A 26507-nucleotide genomic window follows, 5' to 3' on the forward strand; every position below is an offset into this window, starting at 1 on the left:
GAACACAACCCAACACAACACAACTACGACTGGAGTTGAACAACCAATGTCTGACACCCCCGTTTTCGGCGCGGGCCTGTGGAACTTTGCCACCTACGTCGACCGCTACGCCACCGACGGCTACGGTGAGCCGCGCTCCACCATCGAGCAGATCGAGCTGGCCGCCGAGGTCGGCGATATCAGCTATGTGGACCTGAACTATCCCTTCACGTCCGGTGTGAGCCTCGACGACGTCAAGGCTGCGCTGGAGCGCACCGGCCTTAAGGCCATCGGCGTGACCCCGGACATCTACCTGCGTGAGCACCAAATGGGCGCTTTCACCAACCCCGATCCGGATAAGCGCGCCTGCGCCATGGCGATCATTCAAGGCGCCGCCGACGCCGTACGCGAGCTCGGTGCCCGCTACGTGAAGATCTGGCCCGGGCAGGACGGCTTTGACTACCCCTTCCAGGTCGACTACAAAGAACTCAGCCGCCTGGCGGTGGAGGGCATGCGTGATCTGGCCCAGGCCAACCCGGATCTGAAGTTCGTCATTGAGTACAAGCCGCGCGAGCCCCGCACCCACATGTTCTGGTCCTCGGCCGCCAAGACCGTACTGGGAATCCAGCAGATGGGCGTTGACAATGTGGGTGTGCTTCTGGACTTCGGGCACGCCCTGTTCGGCGGCGAGGCACCCGCCGAGGCCGCCCAGTTGCTCATCGACCACGGCCTGCTATGGGGCATGGATGTCAATGACAACTACCGCGGCTGGGATGATGACATGGTGGTCGGCACCGTCCACATCACCGAGATTTTCGAGTTCTTCTACACGTTGAAGAAGAATGGCTGGGAGGGAGTCTGGCAGCTGGACCAGTTCCCCTTCAGGGAGGACGCCGTCGACAACGCCCGCACCTCCATCCGCTTCCTCAAGGCCCTGCACCGCGCCCTGGACCACCTCGACGAGGCGGCACTGGCCGATGCCCAGGCCCGGCAGGATCCGCTGGCCGCCCAGCGGATCGTCCAGGACGCCCTGCTGACCTGCATGGCCTGAGGTCCGGACCGGGTGACGCGTGAGGAGCAGACATGACTTTCACCGTTGAACTGCCCGTACTCGGGCGTACCACGCCCGACATGAGCCGGGAAGAGGTGATTGCGCACATCAAGGAGGGCGCCCGCCTCATCCGCCGCAAGGACCTCACCCTGGTGGCGAATGCTGGTATGGGCCACTTGGGCGGAGAGTTCTCCATTACGGATGTGCTGGCCACCCTCTACCTCCACGTGCTGAACGTGACCCCGGGGAAGCTGCACGATCCCGAGCGCGACCGCCTGATCCTGTCCAAGGGGCATGCGGCCTGCGCCCTGTACACCACACTCGCCGCCTCCGGCCTGCTGGATGTGACCGAACTTGAGACCTTCGTGCAGCCCGAGTCCCGGCTCAACGGCCACCCCAACCGCCTGTACGTGGACGCCGTCGAGGCCAACACCGGGCCGTTGGGGCACGGACTGCCGATCGCCGTCGGCCAGGCCATTGCCGCCCAGTTGGACGGCTCGCCGCGTCGGGTATTCGTCCTGACCGGGGACGGGGAGTTGCAGGAGGGCTCCAACTGGGAGGCCCTAATGTTCGCCTCCCAACGCGGCCTGGCCAATCTCTGCGTGGTTGCCGACCGCAACCACCTCCAGCAGGGTGCCACCACCGAGGACACCAACGACCTGAACCCGCTGGATGGCAAAGCCCGCGCCTTCGGCATGGAGGTGGTCGATGTGGACGCGCATGACGTTGGTGCCCTCCTGGATGCCTTCGCCAAGGTGCCGGCCGCCTCCGGCAGGCCCACCTTCATCATCGCCCATTCCCACAAGGGGCACCCGATCTCCTTCATGTCCGACGCCGTCGCCTGGCATCACAGGCTGCCCACCGATGCCGAGGTGGAGCGGGCACTAGCAGAACTGGAGGCACTGGCATGACCGCCGCCGAAGCCAATGCCCTATATGACTGCCGCGACGCCTTCGCGGCGGTGCTGGAGGAGCTGGGCGGGGCGGATGAGCGTATCGTCGCCGTCGTCAACGATTCCGTGGGCTCATCCAAGCTGGGAGGGTTCGCCGTCCGCTTCCCGGAGCGAATCATCAACGTCGGCATCGCCGAGCAGAACCAGGTGGGTGTGGCCGCGGGACTTGAGGGCGGCGGCAGGATTCCGGTCGTCTCCTGCGCCGGGTCCTTCCTGTCCGCGCGGGCCATGGAGCAGATCAAGATCGACGCCGCCTACTCCTACCGGCACATGGTGCTGGCCGCGCAGAGCCCGGGCCTGGCCTACGGGCAGCTCGGCAGCACCCACCACAGTGCGGAGGATGTCGCCTGGATGCGGGTGATACCCAATATGACGGTGATCGTCCCGGCCGATCCGGTTGAGACCGCCGCCGCGGTCCGTTGGGCGGTCACCGAACACGACGGTCCCGTATACATCCGCATCTCCCGTATGAAGGTGCCCGCCGTCCACGCCTCCGACTACGTGTTCACCCCGGGACGGGCCACCATGCTGCGCGACGGCGACGACCTGACCATCATCACCAACGGCACGGTGCTGCACCGGGCGCTCGCTGCCGCGCAGGCACTGGCCGCGGAGGGTATCGGTGCGCGTGTGCTGTCCATGGCCTGCGTCAAGCCGCTCGATGAGCAGGCGGTCTTGGTGGCCGCGCAGGAGACCGGAGGCCTCATCACCGCCGAGGAGGGGCTCGCATCCGGCGGGCTCGGCGGTGCGGTGACGGAACTGGTGACCGCCCACCGGCCCGTGCCGGTGAGGCGGATTGGCATCCCGGACACCTTCGCCCCCACCGGTTCGGAGGGCCGGCTGATGGACCTCTGGGGCATCAGTGCTGACGGCATTATCGCCACCGCCAAGGAGCTGCTCGGCCGACCCGGCGCCAAGGAACCGGAGACCTGAGCCGTCGCCAAAGCGGCCGGGTGCGGCCGGGACCGGCATTGCGATCTCGGCCGCACCCGCGTGGTATTGCTCCCCATCGCGGTAGGTTTAGGCCCTGAGCCCTGCCTCGGGGAAAGGAATCACGCCGGTGAATGACAATGCTCAGCTGCGCCTAATGGCTCGTATTGCACGCATGTATCACGAGCACGGGATCAAGCAGTCCGAAATCGCGGACGAGCTGCACGTCTCCCAGCCCCGCGTATCCCGCCTCCTTAAACGCGCAGCCGAAGAGGGCATAGTGCGCACCGTCGTCACCCTGCCCGCCGGCACCTTCACCTCCCTTGAGGAGGAGGTCGAGGCCCGGCACGGATTGGATGAGTGCGTGGTCGTGGACGCCGGTGAGGACGAGGCGACCATTGAGAACGCGCTCGCCGCCGCGGCCGCCACCTATTTGGAGACCACGCTGACCGGGGGAGATGCGATAGGGCTGTCCTCCTGGAGCGCGACCTGGCTGGCGGCGATCGAAAGGCTGCAGCCTTTCAGAACCCGGGTGGCGTCCTCCGTCGTGCAGCTCTTCGGCGGTATCGGCAACCCCACCGTGCAGGTCAAGGCCACCCGTATGATCGACCTGCTCGCCCGCGCTACCGGGGCCGTGCCCGAGTTCTTCCCCTCACCGGCGGTTCTGGGCACCGCTGCTGCTGCCGCCGAGCTGCGCAATGACCCCTCCGTCATACGCGTCCTCGAGCTGCTGCCTCAGGTAACCATTGCCCTGGTGGGTATCGGCAGCCTGGAGCCGTCGCCGCTGCTGCGCCAGTCCGGAAACATTTACTCCGACGCCGACCGGGAGGAGCTGCGCCGGGCGGGCGCCGTTGGGGACGTGTGTCTGCGCTATTTCGATGCCGACGGCGACCACGTGAACTCCGATTTCGACCGCCGCCTGGTGGGGGCCGACGCCGAACAACTGCGCGCCATCCCGCGGCGACTGGCGGCCGCGGGCGGACAGCGCAAGCACGCCGCCATCCGCGCCGCCCTGCGCGGCGGCTGGGTGAACATCCTCATCACCGATGCCACCACGGCACGCGCCCTGCTGGCGGACTAATCGGGCTCTTCCGGTTTGCGCCGTGTTCGCCGAGTTCGGTCGAAATAACCATCGAGATCGGTAGATATGACCATCGAGTTCGGTTGGTGGGGCTGGTGGGGTGGGGAAGTGCCCGGATGCGGTGAGCAGGCCAGGGCGGTAGACGGCAACGCCCCTGCGATCCGCTCACGGACCGGACCATGGACGGTGGAGACAACCATGGAGTCGTACCCGTCTGCGCCTCTCAGCTCTCCAGCCAATCGGACAACACGGCCAGGGAGTCGAACATATCGTCGAACAGCAGCCGGTTGTCGATGCGCTGGTAGCGGCGCATCGGCCGGGTGTTCTGCGGGTAGCGGTAGGTGCCGTCTGGCGCGATGCGGGGCGTGGGGATGACGTCGTAGTAGGAGGAGGCGGCGTCCGGTTCGAAGGTGGTCTGCAATGAGGACAGCAGCACGAGCGGCTGGTCGCCGAGCACGTAGGTGGCTCCCGGATGTGCCATGCCCGCCACCATTTCCCGCACCTGGTTCAGTTCACTCAGCAGGTAGGCGCCGACGGCTCCCGCCCGGGCGCAGCCGCGGCGGATGGTCGGCATGGATACCGTGGCGGAACGGTACACGTCGCGCGGTATCTGCCAGATACGCGCCTCGGTGTCGTTGAAGACGTAGCTGGCGCTGGCGGGGTCGAGCGCTAGGTTGTACTCCAGATCCGTGCCGCCCTCGGGCACATACGCGAGCCCCGGATGCTCCCCGCCGCCGATCCAGATTAGGGTCAGCCGATCGGCAATGGCAGGCTCCGTCTTGAAGGCGCGGGCAACATCCCCCAGCGAGCCGCCGGCTACCAGGAACAGAGGCCGGTCGTCGTCGCGCAGCGCCTCGTCGACTATGAAGCGGGAGGCGGCGGTGGGTGCGTCGTAGGTGTCGAAGCCGCGGTCGTCGCCGTCGTACAGCTCCACGCCGGTCACCCCCATGGTCGCCAGCAGTGTCTCAACGCGCTCGCGGCCGGCGCGCACGGAGGAGGCGGTGCGGTTCCAGGGGTCATCCTCCCGCAGCCGGGAGACGACGACGCCGCGCACCTGCGTGCCCTCAACCAGTAGGTGGTGGGCCAGGGCGAACAGGTCGTCGGGGTCGCCGGCGAAGTCGTTGTCGATGATGACGCGGGTGCGGGGAGTCACCCCGGGGAGCCCGTCGGCTTCGGAAAGCCAAGGGAATGAACCGTTGGTCCAGGTCTTGCGGGCGGTGGTCATGGCTTTGCTCCTTTGCAAGCGTGATCGGGGTGAATCGTGTTGGCCTCGGCCCCGGCGACGGCGCCGGCCACGATCCAGAAAGCGCGCCGGCTCAGCAGGTGCGCCTGCTCTGTGCTGGGAGTCGCGGCTGCGGCGCTGACGTCATTGGCCAGGACATCGGCTTGCGACCGGTAGACTGTATTCAATATTGAATGGAATGCGGATGTCAAGATCCGTCATCGATGACGTAGCGGCGCGGGTTGCGTCGCTCCGCCGCCTCCCGGATGCGCTGCAGGCGACGCATCCGCGCCGCTCTGCCGCCGGTGCGGCGCTCGGAGCCGCGCGCTCCCAGGGACTCCAGCTCGGGACTGAGGAAACTGATGTAGATGGCGGCCATCTCCTCGGGGAGCTGTCGGTAGCCGCCGCGGATCCAGGCATCTATAAGTCCGGACAGGGCGTGGGCCTTGAAGCGGCTCAGGTACACGGCCCGGTCAGCGGCATCGGCGGCCCGGGTGTCGGAACCGGCAACCGCTGTCGGTTCCGGGGTTTCGTCAACGAGCGTGTCCACAATGACTTCGAGCAGGATGCACCCGAGCTGCGCGTCATAGACGACGTCGTTGATCTCACGCACCTGCAGGCAGAACTGGAAGCGAGCCGTGGCGCTCGCACGGTCGTCGGCCTGGTCATACCAGTGGTGCGTGGCGAAGTCCCGCCACGCAGTGCGGTACTTGTAGGCCAGCACCTCCTCCTTGGATGAGAAGTGGCGGAAGTACGTCACCCGGCCCAGTCCGGCGAGCGAGGCGATCTGGCTAGCGGTGATCTTCTTCAACGGCATCTCGCGCATAAGTGTGAGCAGGGCGTCGCCCAAGGCGTCTTTGAGCGGTGCCGCGGTGTCTTTGAGACGAGCCACGATGACCTCCAGGGATCGGTCGAGTCGGCGATGGGTTAGCCCGCGATCGCATGCCGAGACTACGGCGGGGCGTTCCCGGTTCGCAATATAGCGATACTGTCGGGGCAGACACGCCCAGGCACAACGATTCGATTGCGGGACATTACGCCGTCGTCCCGGCGACCATCGGGCGGACCCACTACCTGGCGGCGGGTCGGGCGGTCGCCCGGCGGCGGGCCGGGCGTGGAAGAATGGCTCATGCGCAACCTCGAGGGCAACGCGCGCGAGGGAACCACCCCTGGGAGGCAACTTTGGTCAAACGGAGGCGGAAGGACAAACGTCCGGCTGCGGCGCGCCCCGCGACGCCCGCCGACGTTGCCCGTCCGCGCACCCCGGAACCGGTTGTGGTGTCAACACCGGACCGTGCCCATGATCTCGCCGCCCTTCTGCTGGACGAGCACCGAGAGGCCGCCGTCGCCGTGGTCTCCACTCCGGCGGGCAGCGAGGAGCCACTCATCGACGCCGTCGCCCTGGCCCGTTACGGACGTGGAGTGGTGCCGGTCTATGTGCTGGTGACGGGCCGGGCCTCGTACGCCTTCGCGGATGCGATGCCCCCGTACACCCAGGTGTACGGCGGGGCCGGCCGCATTTACACCCCGGACCTCGCCTGGGTGACGGACTGGAGGAGCTCTAGGCTGTTCCTGGCCGATGACGAGGCCTCCGGCCAGCGGGCAACCGACGGCTTGATCGGAGAGCTCGCACGCCTGCTGCCCTATGAGGGCCGGTCTACGACGACACGAAGCTTCGAAGGGATCGTGAGGATGCTGATTCCCCCGTCCCGCGCACTGGTCGAAGGCGGCAGTGATGGCGCGACCCTGGCCACCATCTCACCGGAGGACTCCGTGCCCGCACTCGGTGTGAGCATCGGTCAGCTTGTCACCGAGGGACAACACGTCGAGGGCACCTACGACGCCACCACCGGTTACCTCGACGTCTCCGCCGGCGTCCTGTCATCGCAGCACGCGCTGGGTGGGCTGACTGCCGGGGAAGTCGTCCTGGTCAGGGTTTCCGCCATGACGCCGGACGAGTTGATCGTTGAGCCCTATCCACGAGTCACGGTCCGCATACCCAAGGCCCGCGTGACCCCAAATCCCTTCGACAGCCTGGATGACTTGTTCTGGATCGGCGCTGTGGCGCGCGCCCGCGTCGAGGCCACTGAAGACGAGCTCCTACTGTCCATGGATGATGTCGACGACGACGAGCCGGTCCGCACGGCGTCGAGCCTGCTTCCGGGAGGGCCGCCTTGGCTGGAGGAGACGGGGGCGGCTGCTTGGGAGGGCGCTGACTTGGTGGCGGGAGGCGCAGACCCCGTATCCGGGAAGGGGACGCCGTCCGCCGCGGATGAGCCTCCGCCTCAGGCGGTGTTGCCGGACGGCGACGCCGAGGACGCCGCTGCGAGTGAAGGCGGAGCCGAATCGGCGCCCCTGGGTGTGGGCGAGGCGGAAGAGGATGCCCGGGCGCGCCGCATCATTGAGCTGGAACGCAGTCTGGCCAGTGCACGGGAGAGCCTGTCACGGCTCGCCGACCGACTGGATCAGGAACGCGAGCAGGCCGAGCATCTGCGCATGGAGCTGTCGCTGACCAGGCAGCTTCAGCGTGAGGCGACGCACGAGGTCGCACAGCTGACCGAGCGGCTCCAGCACTCCATGTCGCAGCACCGCCACGCCTCCCGCAAACTTGCGCAGCGCAAGGCCGAGCGGGAGGAGACGCGTAGTGCTGCGGGCGACGGAGAGGATTCCTCCCACACCGCGCAAGCACTGTTCCTGGACCCGGAGGATCAGCTGCGTCATGAGATCTACGTGGCCTGGGCGGAACTGACGCCGCCGCAGGACAAGGCGCTGTGGCCGCTCCCAACTGACTACGCGGTGGGCCCCGGATTCATAGACTCGCTCAATGCGCTGGAGGGGGTGGATCATGAACGCGTGCTGCGGGTGGTGGTAGAGGTTCTCACCGGCCGGGTAAAGGACATCCCGTCGCGGCAATTGCATCGGCTGCGTATGAGCACTCACAGCAGCCAGGCGCGTACGCGCGAGGACGGCGCCGTCGCTTTCCGTGTGGCCGTCCAGGTCAAGACGCCGTCGGCTCGCAGGCTGCACTTCTGGCGTCTGCCTGATGGCCGCGTAGAACTGATTAATGTGGCCGTGCACGATCAGATAGACATCTGACCGGTGACAGCACGACATCATACGGAGGCGGGCATGGTGTCCGAAGGGCTGGCAAGCCGGCTCTCCCCGCCCAACGTGCTCGCATGCCGGCAGAGCTCGTTTAAGAGGTCGGAATTCATGTCGGTGTGGGGCGATACCGTGGAGGCATGTTGGAGGGCAGGGGCGCCAAGGACCAAGCCATCGGGGCTTGCGTGGCGGAGGCTGTGCCACCGGCGGCCAAGAATCGGTTGCCGGTGGCGGCACCGATGGCCGCGCGGGCAGTGTCGGGCGGGCGCGCTGCGGACCCGGATGCGCTGGTCGGGCGCCTGGCCGAGGCGCCGGCGGGGGCCGGTTTGGCGAGTTTGGTCGAGGAGCTGCTGGCAGGTCTGCTAGTGGCTGCCCGCGGTGACCGGGATGAGGCGCAGGTGGATGAGGCAGACGTTGAGGTCACTGAGGTGCTGGATGTCCCTGAACTGGATGGAGTACTGGAGGCTGTCACCAGTCCCGCCGATCGGAGCCTGGCGCAGGCGGCCGGGGCACTTGGCGTGGACTGGGGCGAGGGGACCGGGATTGACGCTTTGGCCGCGCTGGGCGGTGAAGTACTCAGTGAACTGGTGACGGCCTGCCACCGGCTGGGGGCTTGGGCCGCCTGGGCGGAGGCGGTGGCGGCTGCCTGCCTGGCGCGGACCGCGGAGATGAACCGGGGAACGGCCCCATGGGGGCCTGATGGAGTGCCCCAGCAGCTGGTGACCGAGGATGAACGGCGTTTTACCACCACCAATGAGATCGCCTGCCGCCTGGGGGTGGCGCGCGCTACTGCTGGCCGGATTGTTGATCGGGGGCAGGTGCTGCTTCGTCCCGAGTTCGCGCTTACAGAGGTATTGCACCGCTCGGGACTGCTGGATCAGTCTAAGACCACGTTGATTGCGCGCCGTCTTGACGATGTCGATACGGGCGTTGCAGCTGCGGTGCAGGAGCGGGTGCTTGCTCGTGCTCCCCGTAGGACGGCCTCGCAGCTGGGACGCGATATAGACCGTGCTCTGGCCGCTCTTGATCCCGAGGGTGGCAGCAGTCTCCGTAGGCGTGACGTGGCGGGTCGGCATGTGACTCGTCCTCGACAGGCGGGTGAGGGCACCCATGAGATGCGGTTGCTGCTGCCCAGTCTTGACGCGTTCCTGCTGGATGCGACCCTGGACGCCATTGCCGCTTCTGCCCGCGCGGCCGGCGATCAGCGCAGCCTCGGCCAGTTGCGTGCCGATGCCATCACCGGCATGACCCTGCGTACCTTACAAGGCAGTCAGCATGTAGCTTGCCGAAGCGAGGGCGGGGCACTGGAGCCGGATGGAGCCGATACCGGGGACGTTGGCCTTGTTGGGCGGTCCCCCGCCTTCCCAGTATCCGGGACCGATGATCCCGCCCCTGCGGTATCCGGGACCGACGATTCCGGCGGTGCTGAGGATTCCGGTGTGGTGCCCGTTGGCGTGGGAGCTGGTGCCAGTGGGCATTTGTTGCCCGATGGGGTGCCGCTGGAGGGGTTGCTGGCTAGCCTGAGTGGGCTGGTGGACTCCACCCATCCTTGGTGGACACCGTCGGGGATTGAGCCGGTTTTTCCTCCGCCGGGAATCACGGTCAATGTTGACCTTACGGTCCCTTTGAACATGCTGGTGCCCGGCGTTGGGCAGGTCGATGACGAACCGCCACAACACCATAAGGCGGCATCTGATACTAGCCAGGCGGCTGCGTCCCCGAATCAAGGGAGCAGTGTGGCTGTGGCCGTGGTTGATTACGGGAGTAGTGTGCCCTCCGCCCGCGGGAGTCTGTGCACTCCCGGCGGCCCGAGTCCGTCCGCAGGCGGTGGGCCTGGGCTACCCGCGCATACGCAGGTGGCGGAGCATGCGCAGATAGCGGAGCATGCGCAGGTAGCTGAGGTTGTGATCGGCGGTAACAGCCTGCCGGTGCCCACGCTTACCGCCAGGGCGTTGGCAGCGGGGGGTGTTTGGCGCCGTCTGGTAACCGACCCGCTCTCAGGAACCGTCCTGGACGTGGGCCGCACCCACTACCGGCCTCCGGCCGGCCTGCGCGATCTTGTGCAGGCTCGTGATCGCCAGTGCGCATTCCCGGGCTGCACGGTGCCGGCCCAGCGCTGCGACATCGACCACATCACCCCCTGGTCCCAGGGCGGCACCACCAGCCTGGACAACCTGACCAGCCTGTGCGAGGCCCACCATCGCCTGAAGCACACCCCCGGATGGACCCTCACTCGGCAGGACGACGGCGCCCTATTGTGGACCACGCCCACTGGGGTTCGTTATCGGCGCGCAATGGACGGCACCATCACCATGATGGCCCACAAGATCGGTCCGCGCCAACTGGCAGTTCCCGCCCGGCCGATCCCCAAGCAACTGAGCTCCGCCGTCAACGACGCGGTGGTCGACCGTCTCCAGCACGGCCTGGATCTGGCTGTCGGCCCCGGTGAGGCCAGTCGACCTCCGGTGGTCGCCAGCCGCGGACCTCACCCCGGCCAACCTGTCGGAGCCTTCGAGTCTGTGCCTTACCCCCAGGCGCTGCACGACCTCGGCCTGGCGCCTCTACTAGACCAGATCCCACCCTTCTGACCTCGTCCACAACACAGTTGACGACCGCTGGTGCGGTAGGGGCAGAGGATTGTCTGGGAAAGTTGTAGCGGCGTCAGGAACCAAGTTCCAGGGAGGCAGTCACGTAGCCGGCGCGGGGGAGAACTAGCTCGAGGACGCCGTTGCATAAAGACCAGTCGGAGAAGACAACCGGTTTCACGGTGTCAGGCGCTCCGGGAGTGTTGTGCGCGTCGAGCGCATCGGCGGTCAGCACCAGCATCCTGTCCACCGCCGCCGCTGCGCCACGCAGATCCAAACGGATCGTGTGGGCGGTCTCGGCGTCGAGGTTCGTGGCCGAAATGAGTGCGCTGCCTTCCTTGCGGGAGGCGGAGACCGACACCACCGGGAAGGGGCGGGCGCAGACGCCGGCGTGGACGGGCAGGTCATCAACCCAGTTCACGTCGAGGCGGGTAGCGTCATGATGGCAGACGTTCATCGCCAGGACATGGTAGGTGGGAGTCAGCACCATGGTGCCGGTGCCCGGGTCGGTGAGGATCGGTGCCTGGAGCACGTTGACCAGTTGGGCCAGGTTGGCCATAACAACACGCTCGGCGTGCCGGTGAAAGACATCGAAATGCAGCGAGGCGATGAGCGCATCGCGCAGAGTGTTGTCCTGTTGCAGGAAATGCGGGTTGGTGCCTGGCTTCGGCTCCCACCAGGCGCCCCATTCGTCGACGACTAGCCCCACTGTGCGCAAAGGGTCGTACCGGTCCATGACCGTGGAGTGTCGGGTGAGCAGCTCCTCCATCCGCCAAGCGTTGGCGAAGACGGCGTACCAGGCGTCAGTGCTGAATCCGCGGGCCTGGCCCTTGGCCTCGAAGGAGTCGGCGAAGGTATAGGAGTGCAGGCTGATCGCCTGGTAGGGGGCGGGTTCGGAGTACGGGGAGATATCGCAGACCAGATCGCGCATCAGCGTATCGGTCCACTCGTAATCGTCCGCGTTCGCGCCGGCGGCGATCCGTACCATCCGGCCCTCGCCGTGGCTACGTATGAAGGTGGCGTAGCGGCGGGCTTGGGCGGTGTAGACCTGTGCGCTCATATTCCCGCCACAACCCCACGGCTCGTTGCCTATGCCGAAGAACGGCACTTGCCAGGGATCCTTGCGGCCATTGGCACGTCGTAGGCGCGCCATGGGGCAGTCCCCCTCCCGGGTGAGATAGTCGACCCACTCACTCATCTCCTGCACCGTGCCCGAGCCGACGTTGCCCGTGATGTAGGGGGCGGCGCCGAGCAGCTCGCATAGCTCCATGAACTCGTGTGTTCCGAAGGAATTGTCTTCCAACACCTCGCCCCAGTTGGTGTTGACCATGGTGGGACGCTGGTCCCGGGGACCGATCCCGTCCCGCCAGTGATACTCATCGGCGAAGCAGCCGCCGGGCCAGCGCAGGTTGGGGATGGCAATTGATCTCAGGGCCGCTATCACGTCCCGGCGCAGGCCGTGAATGTTGGGAATGGAGGAGTCCTCGCCGACGTAAAGGCCGCCGTATATGCACCGGCCCAGGTGCTCGGCGAAGTGGCCGTAGATGTGGCGTGAGATGGTGGGGCCGGGTACGTCCAGGTCGACGACGGCGCGGGGTGGGGTGGGACTGGCGGTGGGCATCTGCAACATCCTTGTCCTATGAGCTCAGCCGTGGTCTGCGTAACAGCTCGCAGTGGCATCCCCATCAGTGTATCGATAAATCAAGATATGTGTGGTGGGTACTCCGTGATGCGACGGCCAGCGCGGGCCTTGGTCTTCGGCATGAGGACTTTCGCTGAATCAGCGTGAGGACTCCCGCTCGATCAGCGTGTAGGAGGGGGTGAAGCGACGTCCGGGAAGGGTGTCCAGTGACGTCCCGATCCGGCTCAGCAGCATTTCGACCGCGGTCTGCGCCAGGGTCGGAATGCCGATGCTGATGGTCGACAGGGAAGGGACGGCGATCTCGCCCTCACGAATCCCGTCGAAACCGATTACGCGCACCTCCTGCGGGCAACGCAGGCCGCGGTCGGCGAGGGCGCGCAGGGCGCCCAGTGCGATCGAATCAGTCAGGGCGAAGACGCCGTCCATACGTGCCCCCGTCGCCAGGGCAGAGACCAGCGCGGTACGTGCCGACTCGGCGTCCCAATCACAGGGCACGGGAATCAGGCGGACGTGTGGGTGATCGGCCGCAGCGCCGTTGATCCCCACCCAGCGCTGATCATTGCCGCCGCCGGGAATCCGGGCGAGTCCGGGGGTGGTGTCGTGCGTGCCCAGGACCGCGATGCGGCGGCAGCCCTTGGCGATGAGGTGCTCACCCGCGGCGCGGGCCCCGGCCTGGTTGGGGCAAGAGATGATGTCCAGTCGCGTGCGCTGAATCTGCTCATCGAAGAGTACGACGGCGTGCCCCCGGGACGCGTTCTCTATATCTGCCGCGGATGAGCCGATGGTGCAGGCGATGGTTCCATCCACCAGGGAGGCGGTGGCTCCGCGCAGGATCTCGAGCTCGGCGGTGGGGTCTGAATGGGTCTGCTGTGCGACGACGCGAATGCCTCGAGCCTCGGCGGCCGTGGTTACCGCCGAAGCGAAGGCCGCATGGAAGGGCATCTCCAGCTTCGGCACGGACAGGCCGATCATGCCGGTGCGGCCGGAGCGCAGGCTCTTGGCCGCCATGTTTGCGCGGTAGTCGAGCTTCGCGGCCGCGGCGAGTACGCGCTCGCGGATCGAATCCGAGACGCTCGGCTTGCCGCGCAGTACGTTTGAGGCGCTCATGACCGATACGCCCGCCTCTTTGGCCACATCTGCCAGGGTCGCCATCCGCCCTCCTGTCTGGTACCCATTCCGATCCCTGTGCGCGGCAGCCTACCCGGGTTCCGTCCGCCAGCTCTGTTGACAATCGACGCAAGCGCGCTATCGTAAGGATGTAACGTTAAATCGAGCGAGCCCCGCTCGTCCGTGCAAAGGAGCACCGCCCATGACACCCGAACTCAACGGCATCCCCGTCTCTCGCCGCCAGGCACTAGCCGGCCTCGGGGCGGCCTCGCTCGCCGGAGCCCTGGCCGCCTGCGGCGGAGGCGCCAACGCCGGCAAGACCACGATCACCTACCTGTCCTGGGAGAATGAGGAGGTGGCTCGGCCGCTCATTGACGCCTTCGAGACCGCCAACCCGGATATCGCGATCGACTTCTCCTACTCGGCTCCCACCGCTGGCTACTTCCAGACGCTCCAGACCCGTATCGCGGGCAACCAGCAACCCACGGTTCACCGCATCAATCCGGAGACCAAGGAGAAACTCATCGGCGAGGGACTGGTGGCGGACTTGACCAGCGAGGACTTCATGGGTGCTATCGCAGACGCCAACCTGCGCGCCTATGAATCCGACGGCAAGATCTACGGCGCATCCTTCGGAGCCTGGGCGGCCGGCGTCGTCTACAACCGGGACCTGTTGAACCGGAACGGCGCCGACGGCGTCCCGCAGACCTGGGAGGAGTTCCTGGGACTGTGCAAACGACTCAAGACCGCGGGCGTGACCCCCTACCGGGAGAGCGTGCAGGACATCCCCTCAATGTTCCAAGCATTCCTCGGTGCCGGCTACCATCTGGCTGGAGACGAACTGGGGGAGAAGAAGATCTTCACCGGGCAATCCACCTTCTCCCGGGAATGGCCCGAGCCGATGAGGCAGTGGTACCGCCTCTATGAGGAGGAGATCGTTGGACCGGAGTCGGTCTCGCTGACAGGGACCCAGCTCAAAGAGGATTTCATGGCAGGCAACCTCGCCATGTTCGTGACCGGCCCCTGGGATCTGACCGATATCGCCGCCTCAGGGCTGGACTGGGGGATCTCACCGATGCCGGCCGCGCCGGGAGGGGAACCCTTCGCCACCGGTGCACCGGACCCGGGCTTCGCGATCGCCGCCGCAGCACAGGGGGAGGAGCTGGAAGCGGCCAGGAGGTTCATTGCCTTTCTGGCCTCGGGCGATGGGCTCGGGCTCGCCCACGAGCATATTGGCACCCTGGTGAACACCACCGACTACACCATAGAGGTCGTCCCGGAGTATCAGGCCCTGTATGACGACTACCTGAAGACCTCGAAGATCTACCTTCCTATGAACTATTGGGATCACGCCTCCGATGCGCTGCAACTCGAGGGGATCGCGCTGTGCCAGCAGCTGGTGCAAGGGCAGCTCACCGTGGAGCAGGTGGCCGCGGGGATGGACACCAAACTGGCCTCCTTGTGAGGTTCGAGAACCGAGTTATCCGCAGGAGCATCCATGTCCAGACTGAGTATTTCTGGCAGAGGTGGCGGTCCCTTCCGGCCGCGGGGGCGTCGGGCGGCGGAGAATCTGGCCGGTTCTGCCTTCCTGATGCCAATCATCGCCGTCTTCATCATCCTGTTCGCCGTGCCGCTGGCGCAGACCTTCTACTTTAGCCTTACCAATTTCTCCGGCTACTCAACCGATGTGGAGTTCGTGGGACTGAAGAACTATGCGACCGTCTTCTCCGACCCCTCGCTGCTGCAGGGACTGATATTCACCATCATGTTTGCTCTGGCCACCACCGTGCTGATCACTGTAGTGGCTATTCCGCTGGCTGTGGTGCTCAACAAGCGGTTCCTCGGTCGAAATCTGGTGCGCTCGCTGTTTTTCTTCCTGTCGGTGCCCTCCATGGCCATACTCGGCTTGGTATGGCAGTACATTCTTTCCCCTCTGGACAACGGCGTGGTCAACTCCCTGCTGCACTCCCTGTTCGGTGCGGAGGCAGTGGCCTGGCTCGCACAGTCGACGTCGGCTCGTGTATGCGTCATCCTGGTGGCGGTATGGGCCGGAGTAGGCTGGCACGCCACGCTCTACCTTGCCTATCTGCAGGCTATCCCGGCCGACCTGTACGAACAGGCCGAGCTCGACGGCGCCGGGCAGCTCCAACAGTTCCGCCACATCACCCTGCCCCAGCTGGCACCCGGCATTGTGGTCTCCACCTTCCTGCTCATGTCTGGAGGGCTGAAGGTCTACGACCTGCCCTTCACCCTGACCAAGGGCGGGCCGGGATTCGCCACCAACACGCTCACTCAGTCGATCATCGTGCAGGGCATCGCGCAGGGGCGGGCCGATGTCGGCTCAGCACTGGCCGTCATCTTCACTGCCGCGGTGGCGCTGATCGTCCTGGCGCAACTCGTGGTTTCCAATCGGATAGAGAGGAGCCTGTCATGAACCCCGCCGCCCGCCGTCGCCTGTGGTACTGGATTCGGAGCGCCACCATGATCATCTTCGCTCTGATCGCGGCTATCCCCCTGTACTACATCGTGGTCAACACTTTCAAGACCAGCCAGGACATGGCTGTCTCGCCGCTGGGACCGCCCAATGCCCCCACGCTGGCGAATTACTCCAAGGTCTTCGCTACCACGCCGGTGGCGCAGTCCTTCCTGAACACCGTCTATGTCACCGTCCTGGGCGTAGCCGGTCAGGTACTCATAGGATCGCTGGCCGCCTACGGCATAGTCATGCGCAAGAGCCGGTTCACCGCGATGGTAGGACTCGTGCTCATGATCGCCTTCGTGATCCCAGCCCAGGCTACGCTCATCCCCCTGTACCGCCTGGAGGCCCGGGCAGGACTGGTCAACACCCTCAACGGGCTGGTCCTTATGTATCTGGCCGGCGCTGTCTTCTGCTACTTCCTGATCGTCGGCTATATGCGCAAGCTGCCCTGGGAGATCATAGAGGCGGCGCGGCTGGACGGCGCGGGTCCTTTGGCGATCTATTGGCGGATCGTGCTGCCACTCATCCGGCCGATTCTGGCAACGGTAATCGTCTTCCAGACCATGAGCACCTGGAACGACTTTATGACGCCTAATGTCTTCATTTCCTCCACGGCGAAGCGCACGGTGGTACTGCAGGTCTATAACGCGGTCGGGCAGTTCGCCACCGACTGGCCGTCCTTCATGACCATGACGGTGATCGCTCTGGTACCGGTGTTTGTGTTCTTCATCTTCTGCCAGCGTTGGATCGTCTCGGGCCTGGCGGCCGGCAGCGTCAAGGGATGAGGTCTCGATGCGCCGTGGCGTCCGGTCCGGAGGTCGCCCAGGCGGTCGCCGCGACGGTGCAGCCGTGGGCGGGCAGGTCGATCTCCCACCAGCCGTCGAGGGCTCCGATGCGCTCGCCGGTCCACAAATCGGTGAGGTGGTCGGTTGCGTTTCCAAGGCCCAGATCGGCCATATGCAGGCGGTGGGTGCGGGGCTTATCACCGAGATTGAAGACGGCGCGGACTTCCTGCGGCGGCCCCGGATGGCTGCGTGGAGGGCGCAGCGTGGAGCGCCAGACCACGAGGTCGCCGTCGCGGATGATCTCGCGGCAGTCGGTGCCCCGCTCACCCAGGGCGAGCACGGCGTCATTGCGCAGTAGGGCGATAGTCTCCGGGCAGGAGGCGGGCAGGTGGCCGCCCATCATCAGCGGCGAGCGCGCCATGCTCCACAGCGTCAGCATGGTGCGCTGCTCATCAAGGCTCAGGCGCGAGTCCCGTGCGCTACCCACATGTGCGCGCAAGCCCAGCCGTCCCAGCGGCAGCATGTCCAGGTCCCCGACGCCGTCGTCACTCTGGATCGCGGCCCAGCGTGCGGCGCGTTGGAACTGCTCGGCCACTGCCTCCCAGTCGTCCCACAGGTCGTCTGAGACCCGCCACATCTGGGCGTGCTCGCGTAGGAAGTGGGCGTGCTCGAGCGACAGCTCGCGCCCCGGGGACAAACTGAGCGTAATGTCGCGGCCGGAGTGCTTAATCGCACGGTAGATCATGGTGATGTCGGGGCGGCGGATGGGCGGATAGAGCACGTCGTCGACCTTGACGAAGTCCACACCCCAGTCGGCCAGGAGGGCCAGCAGCGAGTCGTACCAGGCCTGGGAACCGGGATGATCCGGCTGCACGCCCTCATCGTCCGGGTTCCACGGGCAGCGGTCGGCTGGTGATGCTGTGATGTCCCGGGCGGTGTATGAGGTGCCGAGGATCGGGGTGTTCGCGGCCACGGCTCGGCGGGGGATGCCCCGCATGAGGTGTACGCCGAAACGCAGACCCAGGGCGTGTATCGCCTGCGCCAGAGGCCCGAACCCGGCTCCGCCCGCCGCCGAGGGGAAGCGGTTCTCGGCGGGCAAGGGACGACCGTAGGCGTCGATCACCGCGGCAGAGCGGGCGTTGTAGTCCGCGGTGCCGGGGCTCGGCTCATACCACTGGATATCCACCACGACGGTGTCCCAACCGTGGGTCAGCAGGTGCTCGTGGATGAATTGGGCATTGGCCAGAATCTCGGCCTCGGTCACCGAGCCGCCGAAACAGTCCCACGAGTTCCAGCCACGCGGCGGGAAGGTGATGGATGGGGAAACTGGCGGTGTCATCACTGACTCCTAGGTGCGAGATGTAGTCCGTATCATGAAGCGATGATGAATCGTTGTCAAGGGTGTTGGTGAGTTCGGCGTGGAGACCGCCGTCATGTGTGGCATTGGCTGCCGCAGGCGCTGTACCCCGATACCGTGTGATCTGCGGTGTTGGAGCCGCCCCGGGAGCGAGACGAAGGAGGGGGAGGAGTCGATGGCTGCCACTATGCGCCAGGTAGCGGAACTGGCGGGTGTCTCGCTCAAGTCCGTCTCCCGGGTGGTCAACGGTGAGCCGAATGTGAGCGACGAGCTAAGGCACAAGGTGACGGCGGCCATCGATCAGCTCGGCTGGCAGCCCAACGTGCTGGCGCGAACGCTGCGTACCGGCCGCACCGAGACCGTGGCCGTCGTCGTTCCTGATTTGCGTTCCGGGTGGGTCGCCGCGCTGGCGCAGGCATTGGTGATCGAGGCGGACCGGCGCGGGCTGCGCACCGCCATCGAACCATGTGGTCGCGATGGCAATCGAGTCGTCCAAGTACTGACCGAGCAGTCGACGTCATTCGACGGCGCGATTGTGGTGGGAGGAATCCATGGTGCAGATGTTTCCTTTGCGGGACGATCGCCTCTGCCGGTCTGCCGGATCGGGACCATAGGGGCCAGCGGCACTGCGACGGTCGGCGGGGGCGTCGGGTTGGATTTGGGCCAGGCGGCCGACGTCGTCGGCCGGCATCTGCGGGCGCTGAGACTTCAGGCACCGGTGGTCGTCGGACCTCACCCGGACCAGCCAGGCGCCTTCGCTCATGCCCTGCGGCAGGCGCTGGATGCGACGGCGGTGCTGGAGACAGGGGCCGTGCCCAGCCGCGCGGAAGGATTCCGGCTGGCCGCACAACTGGTGGAAGAGCTCGACCGCCATGACGTCGTCGTATGCGCCGACGACGAGCTCGCCCTGGGCGTACTTGCGGGGCTGAGGCGCCGAGGAGTGCGGGTGCCGCAGCAGATTGCGTTGTGCGGGTGCGGCGCTGTCGAGGACGGACGGTTCTCCTCGCCGTCGCTGACCACGCTCAGCTTTCCCACCGGTGAGATCGCGAGGATTGCGCTAGACGACCTGCAGCGGAACTGGGAGCCCGGTTCTCACAGGAGTGTGCTTACGCCGGTCGGGGCCACGCTGGTGCGGCGAGAGTCCACTCTCGGGTTCGCCCCCGCCGTGCCCGGGCCTTCCGGGCCGATCCCGCCGCGCCCAGGAGGGCCGCGCTGATGAGAGGACGGGTCAGGCTCCGTGACGTGGCACAGGCGGCCGGTGTTTCGGTGGCCACGGCGTCCGCGGCGCTGTCGGAGCGTGGTGGGGGAACGACGCGACTTTCCCCACAGACCCGGCAACGGGTCAGGCAGGCGGCACGTACCCTCGGATACGTGCCCTCCGAGGCCGCTAGGGGATTGGTCACCGGTGTATCTGGGCGGATCGCAATCGTGGTTCCCAACCTCTATCAGCCCTACTTCTCTCGTCTTGCGGAGACGCTTATCAACGAGCTCGCCCAGCGTGAATTGCGCTCGACGATCCGACTGACCGAGGATGTGCCCGCGCGTGAACGCGACGCCGTCATGGGAGTCTCCATGGGGGATGTGGACGGCGTGCTCATTTGTCCGCACCACCTGGATGACGCAATGTTGGGCGGCAGTCTCCCGCCCTTGCCGGTGGTGCAAATCGGTTCGACACCGACGGCGGGCGTTGCTGGAGTGACCATGGACGAGTTCGGCGGCGCCCTCGCTGCGGCCCGGCACCTGGTCGCCGTGGGCCGTAGCCGCATCGCCTACATGGCCCAGATGGATGGCGATGGCGGGCCGCGTCTGAAGGCCTACCGCTTCGCCCTAAAAGAGGCGGGTTTCCAGATCGATCCGGCCCTGATCGTGCGGGGCGAGGACTGGGACCGCAGGGACACCGGTCTGGAGTCGACCATCGGCCTGTTGCGCTCGGGCATCCGCTTCGACGCGCTGATGTGCATTAATGATGCCGTTGCCATCGGTGCCCTGCGTGCCCTGCAGGCGGCCGGAGTCTCGGTTCCCCGGGATGTCGCAGTGACCGGCTTCGACAACACCGTCGAGGGTGAGTTCACCGTTCCTTCACTCACCACCGTTGATCCGGGAACCGAGACCATGGCCCGTGCGGCGGTGGAGTGCCTGGTGGCGCAGCTACGGGGTGAGGCGCCTGAGGTGCCCGCCGAGGCACCGACCAGCTTGATAGTGCGCGGCTCCAGTCGCTGAGGGTTATCGGTGCTTTGGGCTTGAGGGCGTGGGTGTGGTCACGGTTTGCTACCGGCCTCGTACTTGGACCGTGTAACTGCGGTTGGACCGTCTGAGAGTGCGTTTCAGGTGGTCCAACGGCAGCCAGGTGGTCCAGTTGGCATGCCCTGCCCGTGTCGACCTTGTTCTCACGCCCCGCAGGTTCACCCGCGGATGCCAAGCACCGGCCCGGGGTTAGCCTCTCGGGCCATGATCGGCCCGACTTTGCCGCACCACGCCAACAAAACCATGATCTTGAGCACCACGTTCACGCCGATAGTTCCGCTCCTCAGACTAACGTGACGCCACGTCGCCACTAAGGTGTGACTCGAATCACTTGATGATGGTTGACAACGTTTAATCAAGCGGTCATGATGGACATGTCACAACAGCAAGAGGAGTTGACAATGGCGCCACTCGATTTGCGACAGACCGGCTCATCGGCCTGCCGGTGTGCTCCGGCCACTCCGGGAGTGCACGGCTGGGGCGTCGGCCGTTCCCCGCTCGGCATCGACGCGGTCCGCATCTGTCCGGAAAGCCCGCTGGGCCGCTGGCAGGAGCGCAACGCCTCCCGCACTATTCCCCATTGCATTGAGCAACTGGATACCTCCGGCGTCATGGACAACTTCCGGCGCGTGGTGGGGGAGTCCGGCGCGACCCACCGGGGTTTTGTCTTTGCCGATTCGGATCTGTACAAGGTGATCGAGGCGGTCGCCTGGGAGAAGGTCCGCTCCGGCACCAGCCGCTTTGACTCTTGGCTCGACGAGGCCATTGCGCTGATCGCCCGCGTGCAGGAGCCGACCGGCTACCTGCATACCTGGATTCAGGGCGTGGCCCCCTCCAGGCGTTTCGCCGACTTGGGTCGCAATCATGAGATGTACGTGCTCGGGCACCTGATCCAGGCGGCCGTAGCCCTGGACCGGGCGACGGGCCGGGGTGACTTGCTGCAGATAGCGATTCGTTTCGCCGCTCTGGTGGATAGGCGGTTCGGACCGGGCCGTGGGGACGGCATCCCGGGTCACCCCGAGATCGAGACCGCACTCATCGAGCTTTACCGCCACACAGGCGAGGCCCGTTGGCTGCACCTGGCCGAGCACCTCATCGATCAACGCGGCCGTGACATACTTCCCGATGAGGGCTTCGGGCACCGCTACTACCAGGACCACTCGCCCGTGCGTGAAGCCGTCGATCCCGCCGGCCATGCCGTTCGCCAGCTCTACCTGAACGCCGGCGTCACCGACCTGTACCTGGAGACCGGCGAGGCGGCGCTGCGCGAGGTGATGTGCGCGCAGTGGGACCGTGTTCATGAGCGCAAGATGTATCTTTCCGGCGCCTTCGGCTCCCGCCATCGCGACGAATCCTTCGGAAACGACTACGAGTTGCCCTCCGACCGTGCCTACGCCGAGACCTGTGCCACCATCGCGGACCTGCACTGGACCTGGCGCATGCTGTTGGCCGGTGAGGATCGCCGCTATGCCGACGTCATGGAACGTGAACTTTTCAACGCCCTGCCGGCTGCGATCGATGAGAGCGGCACCCGCTTCTTCTACTCCAGCCCCATGCAGCGACGCCCCGACCGTTTTGCCGAGGAGAACGCCCCCGCCGAACGGCAGCCCTGGTACGCCTGCGCCTGCTGCCCGCCCAATCTCGCCCGGACCATCGCGCAAGCCGGCGCCTACGTAGCCACCGTCCGGCAGGTCCCGGACGGGCCTGCGCTGGAACTGCACCAACTGATCGCTTGCGAAATCGTCCTGCCTGATGCCCTCGGTGGCGGCACACTGACGGTGCGGACTCGCTATCCGGTGGACGGTGAGGTCTGTCTGGGTGTTGCGGGTGCGCCGTTGCCAGCCAGAGCGGTTGTACGGGTGCGCATCCCGGTCTGGGCGGATGGCGCCACGCTGTGTGTGGGAGGCAGGCAACGCCTGGTGTCCGAGGCTGAGCGTGCCCACGGCTACACCCAGATCCCTGCCGAAGAGGTCGACGGTGCTGTTGTGCGCCTCCCGCTCCATCCCCGTTGGACTGCCGCCAACCACCGCGTGGATGCTCTGCGCGGCGCCGTTGCCCTAGAACGAGGGCCGATCCTGTACTGCCTTGAGCAGACGGATCTGCCCGAGGGTGTCGCCGTCGACGACGTATTCTTACCTGCACTGCCCGCAGTCGCCGAGCTACCTCCGACGACCACCGGCCCGGCCCCCGTGCTGCGGGTAAGGCTGGATGTGCGCGATCCCGATGATCGGCTTTACCACCCCGCTTCATGGGCTGAGCCCGCCGTGCCCTTACGAAATGTGGAGGCGGAGCTGGTGCCCTTCTCCGCCTGGGGCAACCGCGGCCCCGGCGCCATGCGCGTATGGATTCCGACAACCTGACCCTACCGAGTTCCACGCCCTTCTGCATTTGTCCATTCCCCAACCCTCACTCAAAGGAGAGAACCATGAACACCTGTACACGTGTGCCTACATTCAGTCGGCGCACCATGCTGCGGAGCCTGGCGGCCTCCGCTGCCGTCGGTGCTGCAGGCGGCACGCTCGCCGCCTGCAGCGGAACCGGATCGAGTAGCTCCAACGAGCTTCGCATCCTCGTGCTTAAGCACCCTCTCACTAAGCCCATGGCGCAGATGGCGTGGGCGAAGCAGCTCGAGGACATCGCGGGCATGCCCATCACCTGGGAGGAGGTCTCCGCCGACTGGGACCAGAAGAAATCCACAATGCTCGCCGCGGGGGACGTTCCCGATCTGATCGTCGGCACCGGGGCCATTTCGGACTCCGACCTGGCCACCTACGGCACGCTCTTCGAGGATCTCTCCGACGATCTCGACGCCATTTCCAACGTCAAGGAAATGCTGACGACCAAGCCGGAACTCACCGCTCTGGCCACCCAGAGCGGTGGTGCGATCTACGCCGTCCCCGGGTATAAGCGCTTTTGGCCGCCTACCGTCCAGCATCAGTACATCAACCGCCAGTGGCTGGATGCGCTGGGTCTGGAAATGCCCACCACCTGGGACGAGCTGTACGACGTACTTGTCGCCTTCAAGGAGGGCGATCCGACCGGAACCGGGGCGAAGGTGATCCCCATGGACTGGAGCCCGGTGGGCACCACGGGCTTCGGCTACTTCCAATCCATACTGTTGCTCGGGTCAACCGGCCTGCCGCTGTCCTCAGGAGGCGGCCAGGGTTACTTCCTCCAGGACGGTAAGGTCTCCAACTTCCTCATCGACGAGCGCTACCGCGACGTTATGGTCTTCCTATCCAAATGCTATGCAGCGGGGCTAATCTCCACAGAGGTCTTGACTCAGGACTACTCGGCCTACCAGTCTGCCGCTCGCGGGCCGGGGGATGGCGTCGCCACGGTGGGGTTCACCTGGGGCTGGACCCGCTCGGACCGTTTCGGTCCCGAGATCTACGAGCAGTACGAGGCCATGCCCGTACTCGCACAGAAGGCCGGACAGGCAGCTACCGTGTCTTGGAGCTACGACGGGCTTGGCGAGAACTTCCCCGCCAACCAAATCGTGGTCTCGGCCTCCACCCCAAACAAGGAAGCCGCGCTGAAGGTCCTCAACGCCTTCTACGACCGGGAGATGAGCCTGCAAGTGCTCTTCGGAGACATCGGTCCAAACATTGAGAAAGTCGATGAGAACACCTATAAGGTGCTGCCGGCCGAGGATGGGACTGACCCCTCGACCTGGAAATGGACCTCCACGCTGGCGGACAACGGCCCCATGTGGATCCGTGATGACATCACCGTGGAACTGCCCACAGACCTGCAGGAGGCTATCGACGAGACCGTCCCCTTGCAGCCCGCCATCGACAATATGGATCTGGACAAGGACGTATACCCCACCCAGTTCATCAAGATGACCGCGGAGGACATCAGTGCCATGGCGCTGGTCAACACCACCATGCTCAACACCACGCAGACCAAGTTCGCCGATTGGATCACCAACGGCGGGGTCGAGGAGCAGTGGGACGACTACCTCGCCACCGTCAAGGCCTCGGGCATCGAGGACAACATCGCCAAGATGCAGCAGTATTACGACGACTACATGACTTCGAAGCAATGAGCACCACAGTGGTAAAGCCTTCCGGTGCCTCGGCGGTACGTTCCGGGCATGGCCCGGCCAGACACCTCAAGCGATATTGGCAGCTGTGGGTCATGGTGCTGCCGGCCACCGCCTTCGTACTGGTCTTCGCCTACGTTCCTATGTACGGCATTCAGCTGGCCTTTCGGGAGTTCGACTTCGCCGCGGGTTTGACCGGCGGCAAGTTCGTGGGGTTGAAATACTTCCAACAGTTCTTCGAATCCCCGATGTTCGCCACCCTGATGCGCAACACCGTGTTGATCTCGATAAGCACGCTTGTGCTGGGATTCATTGCGCCGATCATTCTCGCGCTGCTGATCAACCAGCTCATGCGCTCACGCATCAAACGCTGGGTCCAGACCATCACCTACCTGCCACACTTCATCTCCGTGGTAGTGATCGTGGGCATGCTGCAGGTGTTCTTGTCGCCCAGTGACGGCCTGTTGACACGGCTGTTGGCGTTCGTCGGCATCTCGGGCACTAACTTTCTGGGAGACACGGGCAGCTTCGTCCCGGTCTATGTCCTATCTGACATCTGGCAGCACGCCGGATGGAATTCGATTATCTATCTGGCGGCGCTTGCTGGGGTCAACACCCAGCTGTATGAGGCCGCCCGAATCGACGGCGCCAACCGGTGGCAACTCATACGCCACGTGGATATACCGGCTCTCGTGCCCACGATGATCATCCTGCTCATTCTCAACATGGGCAACGTACTCAACACTGGCTTCGAAAAGGTATTCCTGATGCAGAACACCCTGAACCTGCCGATCTCCGAGGTGATCGCGACCTACACCTACAAGATCGGTATTCTCAGCAGCCAATTCAGCTACTCAACTGCCATCGGCCTGTTTAACACGCTCATCAACTTCACCTTCCTCGTGCTTGCCAACCGCATCGCGAAACGGGTGTCGGATACGAGCTTGTGGTGATGAAGGGGGAGACATGACCACCACATTGCTGGCATCGGGCCGATCCCGCACGCGGCGGCCTGACTCTCGGCGTCGGCGCTCGTCGTCGGGAGAGAGGCTATTCGAGCTCGGCGTGCTACTGGCATGCGCGCTTGTAGTGTTCGCGACCCTGTATCCGATCTACTTCGTCCTGATCGCGTCCATCAGCGACTCGGGCGCTGTGGCAACCGGACAAGTCATCATGTTTCCCAAACGGCTGAGCGTGTTCGGGTACGAGCAGATCCTCGGCGACGCGCGCATCTGGACCGGGTACCGTAACACGATTGTGTATACAGCGGTGGGCACGGTCTTGAACCTGGCGGTCACACTGCCTGCGGCCTTCGCTCTGTCCCGCAAGGAGTTCCGACCGCGGCGCCCGCTCATGCTGTTCTTCGCCTTCACCATGTTCTTCAGCGGCGGGCTCATTCCGACGTATCTGCTCTACAAGGACCTTGGGTTGCTGGACAACTGGCTGGTATTCATCCTGCCTTCGGCGGTCAACGTCTACAATCTGATCATTGCCCGTTCCTTCTTCGAAAACTCCCTCCCCGAGGAGCTCTACGAGGCAGCGACGCTTGACGGCGCGGATTACTTCAGGTTCTTCGCCACCGTGGCGCTGCCGTTGTCGAAGGCAATCATCTCGGTGATCGGACTGTACTACCTGGTGCAGCACTGGAATGACTTCTTCACCGGCCTCATCTTCGTCCGCGACTATGCCAAGCAGCCGCTGCAGATCGTCCTGCGAGACATCCTGCTGTCCAACCAGGCCTTCTCTGGCGGGGCTGGCGGTGGTGGCGGGTCGGGAGGTGCTTACGCGCAGCGATACGCCGACCAGATCAAGTATGGAGTGATCGTGGTGTCCACCCTGCCCGTTATCGTCGTATACCCCTTCCTGCAGAAGTACTTTGAGAAGGGTGTTCTGATCGGAGCGGTGAAGGGATGAGTCGCCAGTGCGCCTCACGGGCGAGCCTC

Annotated in this window: 20 protein-coding genes; 15 read left to right on the forward strand and 5 right to left on the reverse strand. The window is 65.3% G+C overall.

The window, feature by feature from the left end:
• Nucleotides 1–46 precede the first annotated feature (46 nt).
• The 4 genes from CWT10_RS02990 to CWT10_RS03005 all read left to right on the forward strand — a co-directional run bounded on the left by CWT10_RS02990 (nt 47) and on the right by CWT10_RS03005 (nt 3993).
• Nucleotides 47–1030 (forward strand): sugar phosphate isomerase/epimerase family protein, encoded by a 984-nt coding sequence (locus CWT10_RS02990; protein WP_103061719.1) that lies wholly within the window; start codon nt 47–49, stop codon nt 1028–1030.
• Between the two features lie 32 nt (nt 1031–1062).
• Nucleotides 1063–1941 carry a transketolase gene (locus CWT10_RS02995; protein WP_103061720.1) on the forward strand — a complete coding sequence of 293 codons (879 nt, stop codon included), beginning with the start codon at nt 1063–1065 and terminating at the stop codon, nt 1939–1941.
• Nucleotides 1938–2915 carry a transketolase family protein gene (locus CWT10_RS03000; RefSeq protein WP_103061721.1) on the forward strand — a complete coding sequence of 326 codons (978 nt, stop codon included), beginning with the start codon at nt 1938–1940 and terminating at the stop codon, nt 2913–2915. Before CWT10_RS02995 ends, CWT10_RS03000 begins: the two co-directional genes overlap by 4 nt.
• 127 nt (nt 2916–3042) lie before the next feature.
• Complete coding sequence (locus CWT10_RS03005; protein ID WP_233187976.1) at nt 3043–3993, forward strand: sugar-binding transcriptional regulator; 951 nt, start codon at nt 3043–3045, stop codon at nt 3991–3993.
• Between the two features lie 223 nt (nt 3994–4216).
• Here CWT10_RS03005 and CWT10_RS03010 read toward each other — a convergent pair whose 3' ends face one another.
• Nucleotides 4217–5218 (reverse strand): nucleoside hydrolase, encoded by a 1002-nt coding sequence (locus CWT10_RS03010; RefSeq protein ID WP_128683252.1) that lies wholly within the window; start codon nt 5216–5218, stop codon nt 4217–4219.
• A 205-nt stretch (nt 5219–5423) separates the two neighbouring features.
• The gene (locus CWT10_RS03015; RefSeq protein ID WP_103061723.1) at nt 5424–6107 is read right to left on the reverse strand and encodes a TetR/AcrR family transcriptional regulator; all 684 of its coding nucleotides are present in this window, start codon (nt 6105–6107) and stop codon (nt 5424–5426) included.
• Between the two features lie 383 nt (nt 6108–6490).
• On the opposite strand from CWT10_RS03015, the gene CWT10_RS03020 reads away from it, so the two are divergent.
• Nucleotides 6491–8311, forward strand: a complete 1821-nt coding sequence (locus CWT10_RS03020; protein WP_103061724.1) for a hypothetical protein — start codon at nt 6491–6493, stop codon at nt 8309–8311.
• A 146-nt stretch (nt 8312–8457) separates the two neighbouring features.
• Complete coding sequence (locus CWT10_RS03025; protein ID WP_233187977.1) at nt 8458–10905, forward strand: HNH endonuclease signature motif containing protein; 2448 nt, start codon at nt 8458–8460, stop codon at nt 10903–10905.
• A 73-nt stretch (nt 10906–10978) separates the two neighbouring features.
• Here CWT10_RS03025 and CWT10_RS03030 read toward each other — a convergent pair whose 3' ends face one another.
• Complete coding sequence (locus tag CWT10_RS03030) at nt 10979–12523, reverse strand: alpha-N-arabinofuranosidase (RefSeq protein WP_103061725.1); 1545 nt, start codon at nt 12521–12523, stop codon at nt 10979–10981.
• 159 nt (nt 12524–12682) lie between these two features.
• Nucleotides 12683–13696 carry a LacI family DNA-binding transcriptional regulator gene (locus tag CWT10_RS03035; RefSeq protein WP_103061726.1) on the reverse strand — a complete coding sequence of 338 codons (1014 nt, stop codon included), beginning with the start codon at nt 13694–13696 and terminating at the stop codon, nt 12683–12685.
• A 157-nt stretch (nt 13697–13853) separates the two neighbouring features.
• Between CWT10_RS03035 and CWT10_RS03040 the strand changes: the two genes are divergently transcribed.
• From CWT10_RS03040 to CWT10_RS03050, 3 genes are read left to right on the forward strand one after another with little or no spacing between them, the layout of a single operon-like run.
• Complete coding sequence (locus CWT10_RS03040) at nt 13854–15116, forward strand: ABC transporter substrate-binding protein (RefSeq protein ID WP_103061727.1); 1263 nt, start codon at nt 13854–13856, stop codon at nt 15114–15116.
• 33 nt (nt 15117–15149) lie between these two features.
• Nucleotides 15150–16085 (forward strand): carbohydrate ABC transporter permease, encoded by a 936-nt coding sequence (locus CWT10_RS03045; protein WP_103061728.1) that lies wholly within the window; start codon nt 15150–15152, stop codon nt 16083–16085.
• The gene (locus CWT10_RS03050; RefSeq protein ID WP_103061729.1) at nt 16082–16915 is read left to right on the forward strand and encodes a carbohydrate ABC transporter permease; all 834 of its coding nucleotides are present in this window, start codon (nt 16082–16084) and stop codon (nt 16913–16915) included. Before CWT10_RS03045 ends, CWT10_RS03050 begins: the two co-directional genes overlap by 4 nt.
• Here the strand turns inward: CWT10_RS03050 and CWT10_RS03055 are convergent.
• Nucleotides 16905–18254 (reverse strand): alpha-galactosidase, encoded by a 1350-nt coding sequence (locus CWT10_RS03055; RefSeq protein WP_103061730.1) that lies wholly within the window; start codon nt 18252–18254, stop codon nt 16905–16907. The genes CWT10_RS03050 and CWT10_RS03055 overlap by 11 nt on opposite strands.
• A 193-nt stretch (nt 18255–18447) precedes the next feature.
• Between CWT10_RS03055 and CWT10_RS03060 the strand changes: the two genes are divergently transcribed.
• The 6 genes from CWT10_RS03060 (at nt 18448) to CWT10_RS03085 (ending at nt 26478) form a co-directional block, all read left to right on the forward strand.
• On the forward strand, nt 18448–19488 hold the full coding sequence (locus CWT10_RS03060; RefSeq protein ID WP_158247573.1) for a LacI family DNA-binding transcriptional regulator: 1041 nt from the start codon (nt 18448–18450) through the stop codon (nt 19486–19488).
• Complete coding sequence (locus CWT10_RS03065) at nt 19488–20492, forward strand: LacI family DNA-binding transcriptional regulator (RefSeq protein ID WP_103061732.1); 1005 nt, start codon at nt 19488–19490, stop codon at nt 20490–20492. Before CWT10_RS03060 ends, CWT10_RS03065 begins: the two co-directional genes overlap by 1 nt.
• Before the next feature lie 425 nt (nt 20493–20917).
• Nucleotides 20918–22876 (forward strand): glycoside hydrolase family 127 protein, encoded by a 1959-nt coding sequence (locus tag CWT10_RS03070; protein WP_103061733.1) that lies wholly within the window; start codon nt 20918–20920, stop codon nt 22874–22876.
• A gap of 65 nt (nt 22877–22941) precedes the next feature.
• A complete protein-coding gene (locus CWT10_RS03075) occupies nt 22942–24567 on the forward strand; it encodes an extracellular solute-binding protein (protein WP_218937327.1) in 1626 nt (541 codons plus the stop codon).
• The gene (locus tag CWT10_RS03080; RefSeq protein WP_103061735.1) at nt 24564–25517 is read left to right on the forward strand and encodes an ABC transporter permease; all 954 of its coding nucleotides are present in this window, start codon (nt 24564–24566) and stop codon (nt 25515–25517) included. The genes CWT10_RS03075 and CWT10_RS03080 overlap by 4 nt, the downstream gene beginning before the upstream one ends.
• A gap of 13 nt (nt 25518–25530) precedes the next feature.
• Nucleotides 25531–26478, forward strand: coding sequence for a carbohydrate ABC transporter permease (locus tag CWT10_RS03085; protein WP_103061736.1), 948 nt, complete (start codon nt 25531–25533; stop codon nt 26476–26478).
• The last annotated feature ends 29 nt before the right edge of the window (nt 26479–26507 follow it).

It is taken from the genome of Actinomyces qiguomingii (assembly GCF_004102025.1).
In the GTDB taxonomy this organism is placed as follows: Bacteria; Actinomycetota; Actinomycetes; order Actinomycetales; family Actinomycetaceae; genus Actinomyces; species Actinomyces qiguomingii.

Coding starts and splice junctions, on each gene's coding strand:
- CWT10_RS03055 (WP_103061730.1), bottom strand. CDS start 18,254: ATGACACCGCCAGTTTCCCCATCCATCACCTTCCCGCCGCGTGGCTGG.
- CWT10_RS03065 (WP_103061732.1), top strand. CDS start 19,488: ATGAGAGGACGGGTCAGGCTCCGTGACGTGGCACAGGCGGCCGGTGTT.
- CWT10_RS03025 (WP_233187977.1), top strand. CDS start 8,458: ATGTTGGAGGGCAGGGGCGCCAAGGACCAAGCCATCGGGGCTTGCGTG.
- CWT10_RS03050 (WP_103061729.1), top strand. CDS start 16,082: ATGAACCCCGCCGCCCGCCGTCGCCTGTGGTACTGGATTCGGAGCGCC.
- CWT10_RS03035 (WP_103061726.1), bottom strand. CDS start 13,696: ATGGCGACCCTGGCAGATGTGGCCAAAGAGGCGGGCGTATCGGTCATG.
- CWT10_RS03070 (WP_103061733.1), top strand. CDS start 20,918: ATGGCGCCACTCGATTTGCGACAGACCGGCTCATCGGCCTGCCGGTGT.
- CWT10_RS02990 (WP_103061719.1), top strand. CDS start 47: ATGTCTGACACCCCCGTTTTCGGCGCGGGCCTGTGGAACTTTGCCACC.
- CWT10_RS02995 (WP_103061720.1), top strand. CDS start 1,063: ATGACTTTCACCGTTGAACTGCCCGTACTCGGGCGTACCACGCCCGAC.
- CWT10_RS03010 (WP_128683252.1), bottom strand. CDS start 5,218: ATGACCACCGCCCGCAAGACCTGGACCAACGGTTCATTCCCTTGGCTT.
- CWT10_RS03060 (WP_158247573.1), top strand. CDS start 18,448: ATGGCTGCCACTATGCGCCAGGTAGCGGAACTGGCGGGTGTCTCGCTC.
- CWT10_RS03000 (WP_103061721.1), top strand. CDS start 1,938: ATGACCGCCGCCGAAGCCAATGCCCTATATGACTGCCGCGACGCCTTC.
- CWT10_RS03075 (WP_218937327.1), top strand. CDS start 22,942: ATGAACACCTGTACACGTGTGCCTACATTCAGTCGGCGCACCATGCTG.
- CWT10_RS03080 (WP_103061735.1), top strand. CDS start 24,564: ATGAGCACCACAGTGGTAAAGCCTTCCGGTGCCTCGGCGGTACGTTCC.
- CWT10_RS03045 (WP_103061728.1), top strand. CDS start 15,150: ATGTCCAGACTGAGTATTTCTGGCAGAGGTGGCGGTCCCTTCCGGCCG.
- CWT10_RS03030 (WP_103061725.1), bottom strand. CDS start 12,523: ATGCCCACCGCCAGTCCCACCCCACCCCGCGCCGTCGTCGACCTGGAC.
- CWT10_RS03085 (WP_103061736.1), top strand. CDS start 25,531: ATGACCACCACATTGCTGGCATCGGGCCGATCCCGCACGCGGCGGCCT.
- CWT10_RS03040 (WP_103061727.1), top strand. CDS start 13,854: ATGACACCCGAACTCAACGGCATCCCCGTCTCTCGCCGCCAGGCACTA.